The following is a 15,748-nucleotide window of genomic DNA, read 5'->3' as shown; positions in this document are numbered from 1 at the left end:
TGGGCCGCGCTCCCCCGCGCCGCCTCCCGCTCCATCCTGGCCGCCCGGCACGGATCCCGCCGGGCCCTGTGGACAAACCTCCACCGGAGCCCCGCCGGAGCCCCGCCGGGGTCGCGCCCCGGCGGGAACTGGGGAAAACTCCGTCACCCGCCCGTGGGGCGGCGGCCGGAGACGGTCGCGTACTGCTCGCGCACCTCCCGGTAGCGCATCAGCTCGGCGGCGATCGGGTCCAGGACCTTCGCCCGGCCGCAGGACGCGGCCGCCTCGCGGAGCCGCCGCTCGGTGTCGTTCCCGTACCGGCGCGCCGGACCGCGGGCCGCCGCCGCGCAGGCCCACTCGACGAGCGGACCGCCGACGATCCCGCCGAGCATGACCAGCACCGGCCGGGTGAGGCCGGGCTCCACCAGGCCCGCGATCTGCCCGGCCAGCCACAGCGCGCCGAAGATCTGGAGCAGGGTCATCGACGCCTGGACCAGCACGGCCACCGGCCACCAGGCGGGGCGGGGCGGACGCCCGCCGCTGCGCGTCTCGCGTTCCCGGGCGGCCAGGTCGTCCAACGCCCCGGGCAGGTCCCGCGCGCCGCGCACCGCCGCCTCCCGCACCGCCTGCGCCCAGGGCGCGGGCAGCCCGTGCGCGGCTTCCTCCGCGACCACGCGGACGGCCTGCTCGACGCGCTGACGCGCCGTCGGCTCCTCCTCCGGCGGCTCCGCCTCCCCCGGCTCGCCCGTGTGGGCGGCGGGCGTGCGCAACCGTTCGTACCAGCGCCACAGGCGCAGCCAGGGGGTGCCGCAGGCACGTGAGGCGTTGCGCCGCCACTCGCGTTCGGCGGCCTCGCCGGCGGCGGTGGCGCCGACCGCGACGGCGAGCCGGGCGCCGAAGTCCTCCTGGGACCGCTCGCCGAGGCCCGGCCGCCCCTCGCCGACGTACACCGGGTGGAGGCGGGCGGCCGCCGCGTCGACGTCGGCGGAGAGCCGCCGTTCGGCGGCGGTGCGGGCCTGCACGAAGGCGCCGAGCATCTCGCGCAGTTCGGTGACGCCCTCGCCGGTCAGCGCGGACAAGGCGAGCACCGTGGCGCCGGGTTCGCCGTGTTCGCCGAGGGCCACGCCGTCCTCGTCGAGGAGGCGGCGCAGGTCGTCGAGGACCTGGTGCGCCGAATCACCGGGGAGCCGGTCGACCTGGTTGAGCACGACGAAGGTGACCTCGGCGTGCCCGGCCAGCGGCCGCAGGTACCGCTCGTGGAGGGCGGCGTCCGCGTACTTCTCGGGGTCGACGACCCAGATCACCGCGTCGACGAGGCCGAGGATCCGGTCCACCTGGTCACGGTGGGCGGTGAGCGCGGAGTCGTGGTCCGGCAGGTCGACGAGGACCAGGCCCTGGAGCGCCTCGTCGCCGTCACCGCCCGCCAGGGGGCGGCGCCGCAGCCGGCCGGGGATGGCGAGCCGGTCCAGCAGGCCGGCCGCGCCCTCCGACCAGGCGCAGGCGATGGGCGCGGCGGTGGTGGGGCGCCTGAGGCCGCTCTCGGAGATCGGCACCCCGGCCAGCGCGTTGATCAGGGTCGACTTGCCGCTGCCGGTGGCGCCGGCGATGGCGACGACGGTGTGGCGGGCGGAGAGCCGCCGGCGGGCGGCGGCCTCGTCGAGGACCCGGCCGGCTTCGGCGAGGTCCTCGGGGTCGAGGCGGGTGGCGGACAGGCCGAGCAGCTCGCGCAGGGCGGCGAGGCGCTCGCGCAGGGGGCCCGGGTAGCCGCCGCCGACGGGCGGGTACCCGTCCGGCCCGGGTGGCGCGCCGACGCCCACGCCGCCGCCCATTCCGGCGACCATGCCGCCGCCCGCGCCGGGGTCCTCGTACACGGCCCGGTCACTGGCGCGCCGGGCGATCAGCCCGTCGTCCCACGTCTGGTCCACGGCGCTCACCCGCCGTCACCTCTCCTTCTGCAGTAGGGACAACGCGGCGATGAGCTCGGCCTGCGGTTCCGGGGTGACGCCGAGCGCGTCCAGCGGTGCCAGGCGGCGGTCCCGCTCCTCGTGCAGGACGCGGTCGATGTAGGTGGTGATCAGGTCGGCGGCCCGGTCGCGGAGGCGGAGGGTGCCCTGGGCGCCGAGGAGCTCCGCGAGCTGCTCGCCCGCGCCGCGTGCCCGGCGCCCGCCGAGGAGCGCGGCGGCGAGCAGGGCGCCGACGGTGTCGGGGTCGGGCACGGTGGGGCGGTCGGTACGCCGCACCTCGTCCTCGGCGAGCTCCTCCAGGACGCGCCGCCAGCGGCGGACGGCCATGCCGACCCGTTCCGCGGCCTCGCGGTCGAGGCCGGCGGGAAGGGGGTCGCCGAGCGCCGCGGCGGCCGGTTCGCGCCGCCACGCCTCCCGTACCCGCTCGTCGGCGGCGGCGACGGCGCAGTGGAGGAGGGCGCCGAAGGAGCCGGTCAGGGCGTCGAGCAGCTCGGCGGCGGTGCAGTCCTTGGGGTGGGCGCGCCAGCGGGTGCGGGCGTCGCCGGCGAGGACGGCGCCGCGCGCCAGCTCGCTGCGGACCCGCTCGCCTTCGCGGGCGTACGCCGTCTCGACGGCACCGGCCAGCCGGACGGCGGCGGCGCACTGGGCGGCGACGGCGCCGGCGAGCTCCGGCACGCGCATCCGCAGCGACGCGACGACGCCGCCGGCGGTGCGGCCGACGGTCTGCTGGCGGGCGGCCGGGTCCTGCGCCCGGTGGGCGAGCCAGGCGCGCAGGGGCGCCACGGCGGTGTCGGGCAGCAGGCCGCTGCCGCCGCCGGCGGACTCCGGGAGCTCGGGGACGGTGAAGCGGGGCACGGCGCCGAGGCCGGCGCGCACGAGGAGCGCCTCGTACTGGCGGGATACCTCGCCGATGACCTGGTGCGGCACCCGGTCCAGGACGGTGACGAGGGTGGCGTCGTACTCCTTGGCGGTGCGGAGCAGGTGCCAGGGGACCGCGTCGGCGTAGCGGGACGCGGTCGTGACCATCACCCAGATGTCGGCGGCGCACATCAGCTCGGCGGCGAGTTCGCGGCCCTCGACGACGAGGGAGTCGATGTCGGGCGCGTCGAGCAGGGCGAGTCCGCGGGGGAGGGTGTCGGCGGTCTCCACGCGCAGGGCGGGGCCGCCGTCGTCCTCGTCGTCCTCGGCGCCGGCGCCCCAGACACGGGTCAGCCGCGGCAGGACGCGCGGCCCGGAGAACCAGTGCTGGTCGTCCGGGTGGCAGACGAGGACGGGGGTGCGCGTGGTGGGTCTGAGCACGCCGGCCTCGCTGAGGCGGCGCCCCACAAGGGAGTTGAGGAGCGTGGACTTGCCGGCTCCCGTCGATCCGCCGATGACGGCGAGCAGCGGTGCTTCGGGCTCTCTCAGCCGTGGCACCAGGTAGTCGTCGAGCTGCGCGAGCAGCTCGGTCCTCGTCTGCCGGGCCCGGGGAGCTCCTGGGATCGGCAGCGGGAGACGCACGGCGGCGACACTGTCGCGCAGAGCGGAGAGTGCGTCGAGGAGCTGAGGCCGTACATCCAAGGTCACCACATGTGAAGAATGCCCAATTTCAGCATCTTTTTGAAGCGTATGACCCTCCCTGCGCGCCGATCGGACAGAAGGGACAGAGGGGATGAGTGGGACGCAGGCATAACGAGTGCACAACACCCGGGGCGCGAGGCGCGAAAAGCGCTGCGGGAATCGCACCTGCCTGCGATTATCAGGGTCGCTTCACTGAACCTCCACATCGTGCCACGCAGGTGAAGCGACCGGGCCAAGGTGATCGGAGCCCTATCCTTGACCCCGGCAAGGTCACGGACCACCCACCCACGGGCTCCAACGGCCACCAGGCCACCACCGGCCCCCGTAGCTCAGTGGATAGAGCAGGTGCCTTCTAAGCACTTGGCCGCAGGTTCGAGTCCTGCCGGGGGCGCTCTGGACACGACCCTCCCGCGGGAGGGTCTTTTTGCTGGTCGGGGGTGGTTTTCAACCGAGGGTGGCGCACCCCCTGACGGCTGAATGCGTCCCACGGAAACCGACCCAATACTGCTCACGGTGACCGTTGGGCCCGAAAGCCGCCGGACGTTCCACGACGGCTCCCCTGCAGTGCCAGGGGGACAAATCGGCATTCGGGTTGAAGCCGCGATCGTGTCCGGATCATCCTTGCTGCCATGCTGTCGGCCGCCACACTCGACGTGTCACACCTCCCCGACTACGCGTACGACTGGGCTCTGGTCGACGTCGAGACGTCTGGTTTGATCGCCCGGCGTGACCGGATCCTCTCGATCGCGGTACTGACCTTCGGGCCGGACGGGGTCCAGAGCGGCGAGTACTCCACCCTGCTGAACCCAGGTTGCGACCCCGGCCCTGTGCACGTCCACGGCCTGACCGCGGAACGACTGAGCGGCGCCCCGACCTTCGATCAAGTAGCCGGGCGGATCGGAGCGCTCCTGCAGGACCGGGTCATGGTGGCCCACAACGCTCAGTTCGACTACGACTTCCTGGCACATGAGTTCGCCCGTGCCCGGCTCTTTCTCCCCGTCACCCAGCGCCTGTGCACCTTGGCCCTGAACCGGCGCGTGGAACCACCCGCCGCCGACCTCAGCCTGGCGTCGCTGGCCGCTCACTACCGCGTGCCGCAGACCAGCGCCCATGACGCGCTGGACGACACGCGCGTCCTCGCGGGGATCTTCCGGTCTTCGCTTTCCGAAGCCGCACGGCTGGACGTCCCGCTGCCGCTCGTGCCCTGCCCGCCCCGACAGGATCCGCAGTTCGCGCCGAATCCGCCGAAGACCCCGTGCGCCTACCGGAACCCCGGGCGCCCGGCGCCCGGCGGTCCGCTCGTCCAAGGCATGAAGATCGCCATCACGGGCGAGACCGCGACCTCGCGGGCCGAGCTGGTGGCTCGAGCCGTCACCGCCGGCCTCAACATCATGTCGTCGGTATCCCGGCACACCAGCGTTCTCGTCACCAACGACGCCGCTTCGGGCTCGGCGAAGGCACGGCGCGCGGTCGCCGAAGGCGTCACGGTCATCGACGAGCACACCTTCCTCAAGTTGCTGGGAGAGGTGCTCCCCGGAACACCGCACGAGAATCAGAGACCGAAGAAGACCTCGGAAGCGACGACGACGGCCACGCCACCCACGACGCCGTCACCGCCCCCCGCTGCGACCGCCGCCGTCGCAGGCATGCCGGCGCCCAGGCGACCCGATTCCCCGCGATCCGCCAAGCCGTTCGGCCGTCGACGGGTCCTGGTTCTGGGCGGCACCCACGAGGAGGCATCCGCTGCCCGGACCAGGGTCGTCGAACTGGGCGGGGCCGCCGCGATCAACCTCTCGGCGAGCGTCACCGACGTCGTCCTCCTCCCCGGGGGTGAGCTCGACCGCCGCATGACCCGCATCACCGCGTTGCAGGTTCCGGTCCACGGGCACGGATGGCTCGGGGCCACCGCCTCGGAGCCGGCCGCCGTCCCCGCCGAGGACGGCGCGACGGCCGACGTTCTACCGCGTGGCGGAGTCATCGATCTCCCCTCACTTCCCACCGCCGGCCACTGGCACGTGAGTGCCTCCTGGGCGCAGCGGACGGACTGCGAGATCGATGTCGTCGCCCTCGTCCTCGACGAGGACGAGCAGGTCTCCTCCGACGGGGACTTCGTCTTCTACAGCGCGCCGGAGAGCCCCGACGGAGCCACTCGTCTCCTCTGCGACGGACCGACCGAGCAGACCATCGCCATCGACCTCGGGGCGCTGCCTCCCGCTGCCCACAGGATCGCGATCGCCGCCGCCATCGACGGTGCCGCCTCCTTCGGGGACATCGGAGCGGTCCAGATCACCCTCGCACCGGGCGTCGATGCTCCGACCACGGCCCAGGCCACTCTGGACGCCGCCACCAGCGAACGCACCCTGCTCCTCGCCGAGATCTACCGTCGGGGTTCGCGGTGGCGCTTCCGCGCCGTCGGTCAGGGTTACGACCATGGCTTGGAGGCCCTCGTGCGTGGATACGGCGTCGACGTGCAATGACCCTCGCCTCGTGCAAGTGGGTGGGGATGCCAAAGGCCGGAGGCCGGGCCGGATGAGACCGATCACCGGCCGCCCTCTCACGGCCATCCGACCCGGGAACAACCCATAGGTTCGGGGCAGGCTCCCCGCCACGATCTGCACGCCCTCCTGCGCCCGCCTTCGCCGCGGCCCGTGAGGCAGTGACCAAGGGCGGATCGCTGCCGGAGAAGGACATGCCGCACCGACAGCGTCACGCGCCCGCAGAACGGGGAGCGGGGGCGGCTTCCCAGGTGGTGGTTTTCGCGGGGCGGGTGCCGGTGGTGGGGTGGGTGCGGCATGATCGGTCGGCGTGGGGGTCGACGGGACAGCAGCCGGGACCGCTCCCGGCGGGCTGCCGGTCCGGCCGGTGCGTCGGGTGGTCGGCATGCCGACCGGGGCGGGGGGTGGGCCGTGCGGCACGTCGTGAGGACCGTGGCCATGTGCCTGGCGGCTGCGCTGTCCGCGGCCGTCGCGGTGCTGGTCTCGCTCGCCGCCAACGCCGCCACGGCGCACGACCGTTGGCCGGGCGTCCTCGATGCCGTCCGGGCCGACCCCTGGCCCTGGGTGGGTGGGCTCGGGGCCGGGGCCGTGGTGTTGGCCGTGGCGGCGGTCCTGCTCGGTGGCGGCCCGCCGGCGACCGCCCTGGACCCGCCCCCGCCCGTCGCGCCCGTCGTCCCCGCCTGGGTGGTGGACCGTGCGGAGGGCCGCCTCGCCGTGGCCGCCGTCTGCGGGCGCAAGGCGCGGGCGGTGGGGATCACCACCGCCCTGGAGGGCGCGGGCGGTTTCGGCAAGACCACGCTCGCCACGCTCGTCTGCGCGGACCGACGGGTGCGGCGCCGGTTCCGGGAGCGGGTCTACACGATCACCCTGGGCCGCGACGTACGGGGCAGGGCGGCCGTCGCGGCCAAGGTGGCGGAGGCCACCGCCTTCATCACCGGGGACACCACCGCCTTCGAGGATCCGGACCGGGCCGGTGAACACCTCGGGCGGCTCCTGGAGCGGCGACCACGGACCCTGATCGTGCTGGACGACGTGTGGGAACCGGAACAGTTGGCGCCCTTCCTGCGCGGTGGCGGGAGCTGCGTGCGGCTCGTGACCACGCGGGTGCCGGCCGTCCTGCCGGACGGCGCGGCGCGGTTCCGGGTGGACGAGATGTCCCCCGAGCAGGCGCGGGCCGTCCTCACCTGGGAGCTGCCCCCGCTGCCCGACGAGACCGTGGCCGGTCTGCTGCGGGCCACCGGCCGGTGGGCGCTGCTGCTGCGGCTGACGAACCGTCTCATCGCCCGGCAGGTCGCCACCGGCGCCGACGCGGCGGCGGCGGCACGGGGGATGCTGGAGAGGCTGTGGGCGGAGGGCCCGGCCATCGGTGAGGCCCCGCCCCAGGCACTCGACCTGGACGATCCCGTCCGCCGGTCCCGGGCCGTCCGCGCGACCATCGAGGCCGGCACCACCCTCCTCCCGGAGGGCGGTGACCTGCGCCTGGCCGAACTGGCCGTGTTCGTCGAGGACGAGTCCATCCCCGTGCCGATCGTCGCCCTCCTGTGGCAGGCCACGGGCGGCCTCACGGAGCCACAGGCACGGGACCTGTGCGCCCGGCTGGACCGGCTCTCCCTCGTCTCCCTCACCCCGGAGCACGGCGGGCGCATCACCCTCCACGACGTGCTCCGCGACTACCTGCGGAGCCGGGTGGAACCCGCGGAACTGCGGCGCCTCAACGCCGTCCTCGTGGACGCCGCCCTCCCGGCCGACCCGCTCGCGGTCCGGGAGGGCTACCTCCTGGACCACACGGTCGAACACCTGGTCGCCGCCGGGCAGGTGGACAGGGCGGAACGGATCGCGGGCGACATCCACTGGATCGAGGCGCGCCTGCACCAGCGCGGCCCGACCGCCCCCCTGAGCGACCTCGCCCGCGTCCCCACCGCCACCGCGGCCGCCCTGGCCCGGGACCTCGCCCGCGTCGCCCACCTCGTCGCGCCCATGGAGTCCGACAGGATCCTGACCGCCGTCCTGCACAGCAGGCTCGCCGAACTCCCGCGCTGGGAGGGGCAGATCGCCGCCCGCCAGGCCGCCGACCCGGCCCTCCGCCCCCTGCTCGTCAACCACTGGCCGCTCCCCGACCTGCCGGACCCCGCGCTCCTGCGCATCCTCACCTCCCCGGGAGGCGCGGTGCTGTCGGTGGCGATCGGACCGGACGCGGCATGGGTGGCCACGGGCGACGCCGGCGGCGAGGTGGTGGTCACCGCCACCGGCACGGGCGCCGCGCTCGCCCGGCAACGGGTCGGTACGGAAGGGGTGCGCGCGATGGTCCCGGCCCCCGACGGCCGTTCGCTGATCGTCGGTGTCGGCAGCTCGGTGCGCCGCGTCGACCCGCTGGGAGGGCGGCCGGCCGAGACGCTGTTCACCACGCCCGGCCGGGTACGGGACGTGGCGGCCGCGCCGGACGGACGCTGGTACGCGGCGGCGGACGCGTACGGGTACGTGCTGGTGGCGGACGGCACGCGGGCCCCCGCCTCCGCCCCCGACCCCGTCGCCGTCGCCGTCCTCGACCGGGAGCCCGGCTACGTCGCCCGCGCGCCCGAGCCGCTGCCCATGAGGCCGGACGGGCGCCCACCGCTGCCGAGGCCGGGCCGGGAGCAGCAGCCGTGGGACGCCGCGGCCTGGCGCCCGCTGGCCGTCGCGCCCGGCGGGCACCGTCTCACGACCGCCGGACCCGGCTGGGGCCGGCTGTGGGACCCGGCGGCGCCCACCAGGGCGGTGCAGACGTACGTGGGCGTCCGAGGGGCGTCCGCCATGGCCTTCTCCCCGGACGGGGACTTCCTCCTGATCGCGGACGTCGACGGCGACGTCCGCCGCTGGGAACTCGCGGACCGCTCCCCCACGAGGCCCCTGGAGTCCTCCACGCTCGTCGCCCGTCACCACGACACCGTCACGACCCTGGCCGTCGCCCCCCACGGCGCCTGGTGCGCCGCGGGCCACCGCAACGGGCACGTGCGCCTGTACGGCCTGGCCGACGGGCACTGCCGCGCGGTGCTGACGGGCCACACGGGTTCCGTCGTCGACCTCGTCGTCTCCGCCGACGGCTCCCGGCTGGCCACCGTCGGGCTGGACGGCGTGGCGAGACTGTGGGAGACCCCGCCCGCGCGCCCGGAGCCGCCGGTCGACACCCGGCCCCCGTCCGTGGCGGCCGTCGCCCACACACCGGACGGGTCGCGCGTGGCCGCGGTGGGCCACGACTGCGTCGTGCGGCTCCACGGGGCGGAGGGAGGCACCGCCACCGCGCTGGAGGAGTACACGAGGTACGGGCTCCGCAGTGGCGGGCAGTGTCTGGCCTTCGCTCCCGACGGCTCCTGGCTGGCCGGCACGGACGGTCAGGGCGTGATCGCCGTGTGGGACCTCGCCGCCGCCCGGGGCGTCGAGGTCATCGAGCACGGACACGGCACCTATGTGACCGTGAACGCGCTGGCGGCCGCACCGGACGGCACCTGGCTGGCCAGCGCGGGGGACGACGGCACGGTACGGCTCTGGGACCCCCGGTCGGGGACGCCGCGGGCCGTGCTGACCTGCGGCGGCAAGGTGCGTTCCGTCGCGGTCTCCCCGGACGCCACCTGGCTGGCGAGCGGCGGCACCGACGGCGTGGTCACCGTCTGGGACCTGGCCACCCGTACCCGGAGGAACCAGCTGGCCGGCGGGGGCGGCGCGGTGCTGGCGCTGTCGGTCTCACCGGACGGACGCTGGCTGTTCGGAGGCGGCCACGACGGGACCCTCCGCCTGTGGGACCCGCGGACCGGTGCCTACCGGGGCCTGCGCGCGGGCGGCGGCGAACCCCTGCACGCGGTGGCCGCCTCCCCGGACGGCCGCTGGATCGCCTCGGCGGGCCAGGACGCCACGGTACGGGTGTGGGACCGCGCGGGCGGACGGGTGCTGGCCGCCCAACGGACCGAAGGGGCGCTGCGGTCCTGTAGTTGGCACCCGGACAGCAGGGGGCTCGCCGTCGGGGGCGACCGGGGCCTCTACGTCTACCGCCTGCTGGTGTGAGGCCGGCCTCCGCCCCGCCCCCCGGAGGCGGGGCGGGCGCCGGGCACGGCACCCGCCCCGAGAGCAGGCCCGCCGCTTGGTCCACGCCCGCCCGGTCGACGGCCGCCCGACGCCGGTCCCGCCCGGCGGTGGTCCCGCCCCGGTGGTCCCGCCCGGCCGTCCCCGGCACTGTCCGGCCCGGGCGTGTCCGGTGGGTCGGACCGTCGGGGGTCGCACCGTGAGCGATTCATGGGTGGTGCATGAACTCGTGGCTGTCGCCGGCGCGGGCGGCGCTCCCATGCTGGAGGCCCAGGGGTACGGCGAGGAGTGCGGATGGTGGGCTCGGCTGATGTGGCGGAGCGGGCCGGTGGGCGGTTGCGGCACCTCTGGTCGTTCCGGGAGGACGTGGCGGTGGCCGCCGGGGCGCGACGCGACGCGGTGGTCGTCACGTGGGAGACCGGGACCGTGGCGGTCGAGCCGGCCGGGCCGACCGTACGGGAGGTGCTGCGGCGGATGCAGCTGGGGCCCGTGCTGCTGGGCAACGCCGTCGTCGCGGGGGCCGCCGGGGAGCAGGACCCGCACGTGTACGCGTACCTGTTGATGCGTCCGGTCTTCGCCCGCTTCCCTCAACTGCTGCGCCGCACCGTCGGCTTCGACGACCTGCGCGGGGCACTGCTGTCGATCGGGCCGCTCGCGGAGGGCGCGGCGCTGTGCGTGCCGCCGCTGCGCGCGGGGGCCGTCTTGCAGCTGGTGGTCGGGGTGTCGGTGGCGTTCGACAGCCCGTCGGCCACGGTGGAGATGCGGTCGGCCTCGCACCGGGTGGTCCTCCACCGGTACGAGGCCCTGCTCGTGGTCGCCCGGCTGGCGTGGCCGGCCACGCCCGAGGCCGTGGCCGCCACGCTGCCGATACCCGCGCACGTCACGACGGGCATCCTCGACTACCTGGTGGCCGCCGGGGTCGTGGGGCCGGTCACACCAGCCAGTCCGCCTCCGTCGCGATCCGGATCGCGTCCACGCGGTTGCGGGCGTTGAGCTTCGTGACGACGGTGGTGAGGTAGTTGCGGACGGTGCCCGTGGACAGCCGCAGCCGCTTGCCGATGTCCGTCGCGTCCAGACCCTCCGCCGCCAGCCGCAGCACCTCGGTCTCGCGGGCGGTCAGCGGGCTCTCCGCGCCGCCCCACGCGGCCAGGGCCAGTTCGGGGTCGATCACCCGCTGGCCGGCCGCCACCTTGCGGATGGCGTGCGCCAGTTCCTGCGGCGGCGCGTCCTTGAGCAGGTACCCCGACACCTTGGCGGCCATCGCGCGGCGCAGGGTGCCGGGGCGGCCGAGGCTGGTCAGGATGAGCGTCCGGCACGACGGCAGCCGCTCGTGGAGCTGCGCCGCGGCGCTGATCCCGTCGAGGCCCGGCAGGTCGATGTCGATGATGGCGACGTCCGGCGCGAACGCGCGGGCGGACGGCAGGATCTCGTCACCGCGTTCCACGCTCGCCACGATCGTCAGGTCCCGTTCGAGACCGAGGAGGGCCTCCAACGCCCCCCGCACCATGTGCATGTCCTCGGCCAGCAGAACACGGATCATCGGAGCTCCCCCTTGCTCTCCAGACGTGGACGGACACTTTAGCAATCGGCCCGATCAAGCCGCCGTGACGCGATCCGCGCCCCCCTTGACGGGCTCCACGCCGTCTTCCGGGCCTCCCTCCGCGGCCTCCGCGTGCTCCTCGGGCTCCTCGTCGGCGGGTGTGGCGGGCGCCTCCGCGACGAGCCGGAACCAGCCGTCCCGGCCCGCCGTGTCCGGCGGTTCGCGGTCCACGACGAGCCGGCCGCCGACGTCGGACAGCCGGCGCCCGAGGTTGCCCAGGCCGTCCCCGCCGTGCGGGGACGGGTCGTGGTAGTCCGCCGCCACCCCGTCGTTGACGATGGTGAGGCGGGCCGTCCCCTCGTCGACGACGGCCGTGATGCAGCACCGCGTCGCCTTGCTGTGGCGCAGCAGGTTCGTCACGGCCTCCCGCAGGACCGTCGCGAGGACCGTGCCCGTCCGCGGCCCGAGGGACCCGACCGACGGGTCGACCACCACCGTGGCCTCCACCTCCGCCGCCTCCAGCACGGACTGCGCGGACGACACCTCGGAGACGAGCGACATCTGCCGGTAGCCGCGCGAGACGCGGCGCACGTCGGCGAGTGCCTGCCGGGATATCGCGAGGACCTCCTCCACCTCCTGTTCGACCCGCTCGTGGCGCAGCCGCACCAGCCGCTGGAGCAGCTCGCTCTTCAGGACGATCGCGGAGAGGCTGTAGCCGAGGAGGTCGTGCAGGTCGCGGGCGAGCCGCAGCCGTTCGTGCGCCACGGCCATGCGGGCGATCTCGGCGCGCGCCGCGAAGACCTCGTCGACGAGGGCGGACAGTCGCGAGACGCCGTACACGACCAGACCGGTCAGGAGCGTGGTCTGGCACATGTAGACGAGGTCGATGACGGACATGTCGAGGGCCAGGCCCGGCACGAGCAGGCTCGCGCCCGTCAGCCCGTACAGCGGCCAGGCGGCCCGGGGCGGGAGCAGCAGGAGCAGGGAGCCGCCGAGGAAGCCGGCCATCGCGCCCCAGGCCACGCCGAACCAGACGAGCGGCAGGTAGGTGAGGACGGCCTGGAGGGCGAGCGTGGCCGCCCTGGCCGGGGCCGGGGCGCGGTCGGCGCCGCGGCGCGAGTGGAACAGCTGCAGGCCGAACACGCACGAGAGCGTGATCAGACCGGTCACGAACACCTCGGTGTCCGGTCGGCGGCTCAGGAGGTTGATGACGGTGATCACGAAGTAGCAGGTCATCACCGCGAGCGGGATGACGCGGGCCAGCCGGGGCGCCGGGCTGGTGCTCGTCCTCACCCCGGCAGCGACGGGCTCGTGCTCCTCGTAGCTGGGCATTCGGGTGCTCCTCGTCCGCGCGTGGCAGAGTCCGGGGCGCCCTGCTCCACGGGCACCCCGCGACTGGAGGGGCCAGTGTGACCCCAGACACTCTTTCGGGTGACTCTACGTCGAGCGGCCGTCCGGTCCGCACTTTTCAGTTGAACCCCTCGAACACCCGGTGGCGGCGGTCGCCGGGTGTGCTCAGACGAACAGCGGGACCGGGTTGAGCCGTTCGTACGGGGTCGGTTCGGCCAGGCGGCCCAGGGCCACGGGGACGTCGTAGAGCCGGCCGGGGGCGTACCGCGGCCAGAAGTGGCGCAGCCCGGGCACGACGGCCTTCACCACGGGGATGCCGGTGTCCGGCCGGGTCTGGTCCAGCACCAGCAGCTCCATCCCGCGGGCGGCCAGCAGGCCGGTGACCGCGGTCAGGTCGTCGCGCAGGTCCGCGCGGTGGGTGTGCGTCCAGGAGCCGGGTCCGCGCGGCGCGGCGTGCGGATCGGGCGTCAGGTACGGGCAGTTCGCGGTGGTGGCGCCGCGCCACCAGCGGGCCGCGGCGCCGTGGCCGGTGTCCCGGCCGGACGCCACCGCCGCCACGGCGGGGAGCAGTTGGCCCATCTCGGTCAGCGCGCGGCGCAGCGCGATCCGCGGGTCGAGGTGGGCGCCGAAGCCGAAGACGATCTCCTCGGCCGGGCCTGCGCCGGGGCCGGTTCCGGTTCCGGTTCCGGTTCCGGTTCGGGGGGCGGCCGGGTCCGGGCCGTCCGGGTGCCGGCCGGCCGGGCGGGCGGCGGGCGTGCGGCGGGAGAGCGCCGCGAACACGGGGATCCCGAGGTCCGCCGTAAGGTCCAGGGCCCAGACCTCCCGGCCCAGCGTGCGGTACCCGGCACGCAGCCGTTCGACGTACGGCTCGTCGAACGCGGCCAGGTCCACGGCCGGTTGGCGGGTGCGGTTGTACCACCACAGGGCCACCGCGTCCCGCTCGACCAGCTCCAGTACGCCCTGGAGCAGGGCGTCCTCCGGGCTGCTGCCCGCCGCGCCGCCGTTGGAGTCGGCGACCGGCTCGTGCGGCCGGGGCGGGTCGGCGGAGAAGTACAGCATGCTCGTGGGCAGCAGCCGGCGCGCGCCCGTGGCCGGCGACCACAGGGGCGTCCAGTCGACGGGCCGGTCCTCGTCGAACGGCTCGGGTACGGCGGTGAACGGCGACCTCGCGGCGTTCCACCGGTCCCGCTCGCGGAACTGCCGCTCGTGGAAGAGCTGGACGGCGTTGGGGTGGAGGGCCTCGTCGCCGAGGGCCCGGTAGGTGTCGCGGACGACGGGTTCGTCGCCGTGGCGGGTGCCGCTGTACCGTTCGACGGCCTCGCACAGGGCGCTCACCCGGGCCTCGGTGGCCGTCAGGCCCTTGCCGCCGCTGAGCGCGCGCGGCCCGGCCCGCAGCCCGGTGGGACCGGCCGGCCGCACGGCGAGGTTCTCGCCGGAGACGTACGCCTCGGTGAAGGCGGGCGCGCCGGGGGCCCGGCGGAGCTCCTTGACCACACCGGTGACCGGGCCGACGAGGTGGCCGTGGCGCTCCAGCATCTGCTCGGCGGTGAGCGCGCGGTGGCCGCCGCCCGTGCCGTCGGCGGCCTTGGGCCGGCTGCGGACGGTGAAGGGGCGCAGGCCCCGCGCGGCGACGGTGCCCGGGTCCCCGCAGACCGGGCACTGGGGCAGCCGCGGCACCGGGTGGGCGTCGACGCGCAGGGTCCGCGTGTCCAGGGTGCGCAGCCGCCCCGCCTCCGGGCCGCGCAGCCCGGCGGCCCACTTGGCCGCCTCCAGGGCCACGGCCTGCGCCGCCAGGGCGCGGCCGGCCGGGAGGGCGGCCTCCGGTCGGCCCAGCGGGCGGTCCGGGCCCAGGGCGCGCAGCACGGCCAGCTCGGCGGCGCGGTGGCCCCGCAGCCGCGCCGCGAGACACGCCCAGCAAGGCCCCTCGTCCGGGCGGAAGACCGGCCCGACCCACGGCTCGGGTCCGGCCGGCCGGGCCACCAGCCACGGGCGGCCGGCCCGCCGGTGCCCGGCGTCCACCTCGGCGAGGCCGGGCGCGAGGTAGTCGTCGCACAGGACGACGGTCAACTCCGCCTCCCCCCGGTCCCCGTCCGGTTCCGCCACGCGCAGCCCGGAGGCGGCGCAGGCGGCCCGTACCGGGGCGGGGTCCGTGCCCGGCAGGGCGACGATCCGCACGACCGCCCGCGCCATCCGCTCCGTGGCGCGGGCACCGTCCAGGCCGGCGAGGTCGAAGAACGCCTCGGCGGCCCGGTCGTGCGGCGGTGCGGGCTCGGCGGCCCGCGGGCCGCCGTGCCCGGCGCCCGGCGGTGCCCCGGGCGGGGCCTGCGCGGGCGCGGGACGTCCGCGGTACCGCAGCAGCCCCGTCCGGTCGAGCAGCCGCAGCGCCTCGGCGACCTCCTCCCGGCTCAGCGCCGGTGCGGCGGCGTCCGCCAGGGCGGCCGGGGTGCGGGTCCCGTCCAGCAACGGGACCAGGACCTCGGCGGGGGCCCCGCGCAGCGCCGTGATCCCCCCGTGCGAGACGAGGTAGGCGGCGTCCCCGGGGACGACGGCGGGCCGCAGGTGGCTCTTGAGTTCGACGTAGACGGTCTCGTTCCCCCGGGTGACCGTCATGCGCCGGCGGGATCGCCCTCGACCGCGGACGACACGGCGCAGAAGGTGAACAGCGCGACCCCGTCGTCCGGGCCGCCCTCCAGGTGTTCCACGACGATGCGGCGCGGCTGCGGGCCCCGGCCCGGCTCGGTGGTGGACCCGGCGGCCGCGGTGGCCCGGGCGATGACGTCCCCCATGTGCGTACTCCTCGGTTCCTC

The 15,748-nt window shown here is 75.7% G+C and carries 9 protein-coding genes and 1 tRNA gene; 4 read left to right on the top strand and 6 right to left on the bottom strand.

Annotation, left to right across the window (positions count from 1 at the left end; translation table 11 throughout):
- Positions 1-143: 143 nt before the first annotated feature.
- Both ACF053_RS06850 and ACF053_RS06845 read right to left on the bottom strand, forming a co-directional pair.
- Entirely contained in the window at positions 144-1,913 is a 1,770-nt protein-coding gene (locus ACF053_RS06850) for a GTPase (protein ID WP_391952887.1), read from the bottom strand.
- 6 nt (positions 1,914-1,919) lie between these two features.
- Entirely contained in the window at positions 1,920-3,503 is a 1,584-nt protein-coding gene (locus ACF053_RS06845) for a dynamin family protein (protein WP_391953196.1), read from the bottom strand.
- A gap of 318 nt (positions 3,504-3,821) precedes the next feature.
- Between ACF053_RS06845 and ACF053_RS06840 the strand changes: the two genes are divergently transcribed.
- From ACF053_RS06840 to ACF053_RS06825, 4 genes are all read left to right on the top strand, one after another.
- Positions 3,822-3,894: transfer RNA gene (locus ACF053_RS06840), tRNA-Arg, on the top strand.
- Positions 3,895-4,132: 238 nt separating this feature from the next.
- Entirely contained in the window at positions 4,133-5,980 is a 1,848-nt protein-coding gene (locus ACF053_RS06835; protein ID WP_391952886.1) for a TerD family protein, read from the top strand.
- A gap of 456 nt (positions 5,981-6,436) precedes the next feature.
- Positions 6,437-10,033, top strand: coding sequence for an NB-ARC domain-containing protein (locus tag ACF053_RS06830; protein ID WP_391952885.1), 3,597 nt, complete (start codon positions 6,437-6,439; stop codon positions 10,031-10,033).
- Between the two features lie 312 nt (positions 10,034-10,345).
- Complete coding sequence (locus ACF053_RS06825) at positions 10,346-11,044, top strand: NADH oxidase (RefSeq protein WP_391952884.1); 699 nt, start codon at positions 10,346-10,348, stop codon at positions 11,042-11,044.
- On the opposite strand, the gene ACF053_RS06820 is transcribed toward ACF053_RS06825, so the two are convergent.
- From ACF053_RS06820 to ACF053_RS06805, 4 genes are all read right to left on the bottom strand, one after another.
- Positions 10,983-11,591 (bottom strand): response regulator transcription factor, encoded by a 609-nt coding sequence (locus ACF053_RS06820; RefSeq protein ID WP_058944640.1) that lies wholly within the window; start codon positions 11,589-11,591, stop codon positions 10,983-10,985. The genes ACF053_RS06825 and ACF053_RS06820 overlap by 62 nt on opposite strands.
- Before the next feature lie 54 nt (positions 11,592-11,645).
- Positions 11,646-12,923: a sensor histidine kinase gene (locus ACF053_RS06815; protein ID WP_391952883.1), complete on the bottom strand. Its 1,278-nt coding sequence runs from the start codon at positions 12,921-12,923 to the stop codon at positions 11,646-11,648.
- 183 nt (positions 12,924-13,106) lie between these two features.
- Positions 13,107-15,551 (bottom strand): TOMM precursor leader peptide-binding protein, encoded by a 2,445-nt coding sequence (locus ACF053_RS06810; RefSeq protein ID WP_391952882.1) that lies wholly within the window; start codon positions 15,549-15,551, stop codon positions 13,107-13,109.
- The gene (locus tag ACF053_RS06805) at positions 15,548-15,727 is read right to left on the bottom strand and encodes a hypothetical protein (protein ID WP_391952881.1); all 180 of its coding nucleotides are present in this window, start codon (positions 15,725-15,727) and stop codon (positions 15,548-15,550) included. The genes ACF053_RS06810 and ACF053_RS06805 overlap by 4 nt, the downstream gene beginning before the upstream one ends.
- Positions 15,728-15,748: the final 21 nt, after the last annotated feature.

Source organism: Streptomyces kanasensis, from assembly GCF_043077165.1.
Lineage (GTDB): Bacteria > Actinomycetota > Actinomycetes > Streptomycetales > Streptomycetaceae > Streptomyces > Streptomyces changanensis.
Note: the sequence above shows the minus strand (reverse complement) of the source record. Positions and strands in the feature narration are given on the sequence as shown.

Excerpts from the sequence above, each read along its gene's own strand:
- ACF053_RS06835 (WP_391952886.1), top strand. The coding sequence starts at position 4,133 with ATGCTGTCGGCCGCCACACTCGACGTGTCACACCTCCCCGACTACGCG.
- ACF053_RS06830 (WP_391952885.1), top strand. The coding sequence starts at position 6,437 with ATGTGCCTGGCGGCTGCGCTGTCCGCGGCCGTCGCGGTGCTGGTCTCG.
- ACF053_RS06825 (WP_391952884.1), top strand. The coding sequence starts at position 10,346 with ATGGTGGGCTCGGCTGATGTGGCGGAGCGGGCCGGTGGGCGGTTGCGG.
- ACF053_RS06820 (WP_058944640.1), bottom strand. The coding sequence starts at position 11,591 with ATGATCCGTGTTCTGCTGGCCGAGGACATGCACATGGTGCGGGGGGCG.
- ACF053_RS06815 (WP_391952883.1), bottom strand. The coding sequence starts at position 12,923 with ATGCCCAGCTACGAGGAGCACGAGCCCGTCGCTGCCGGGGTGAGGACG.
- ACF053_RS06810 (WP_391952882.1), bottom strand. The coding sequence starts at position 15,551 with ATGACGGTCACCCGGGGGAACGAGACCGTCTACGTCGAACTCAAGAGC.
- ACF053_RS06805 (WP_391952881.1), bottom strand. The coding sequence starts at position 15,727 with ATGGGGGACGTCATCGCCCGGGCCACCGCGGCCGCCGGGTCCACCACC.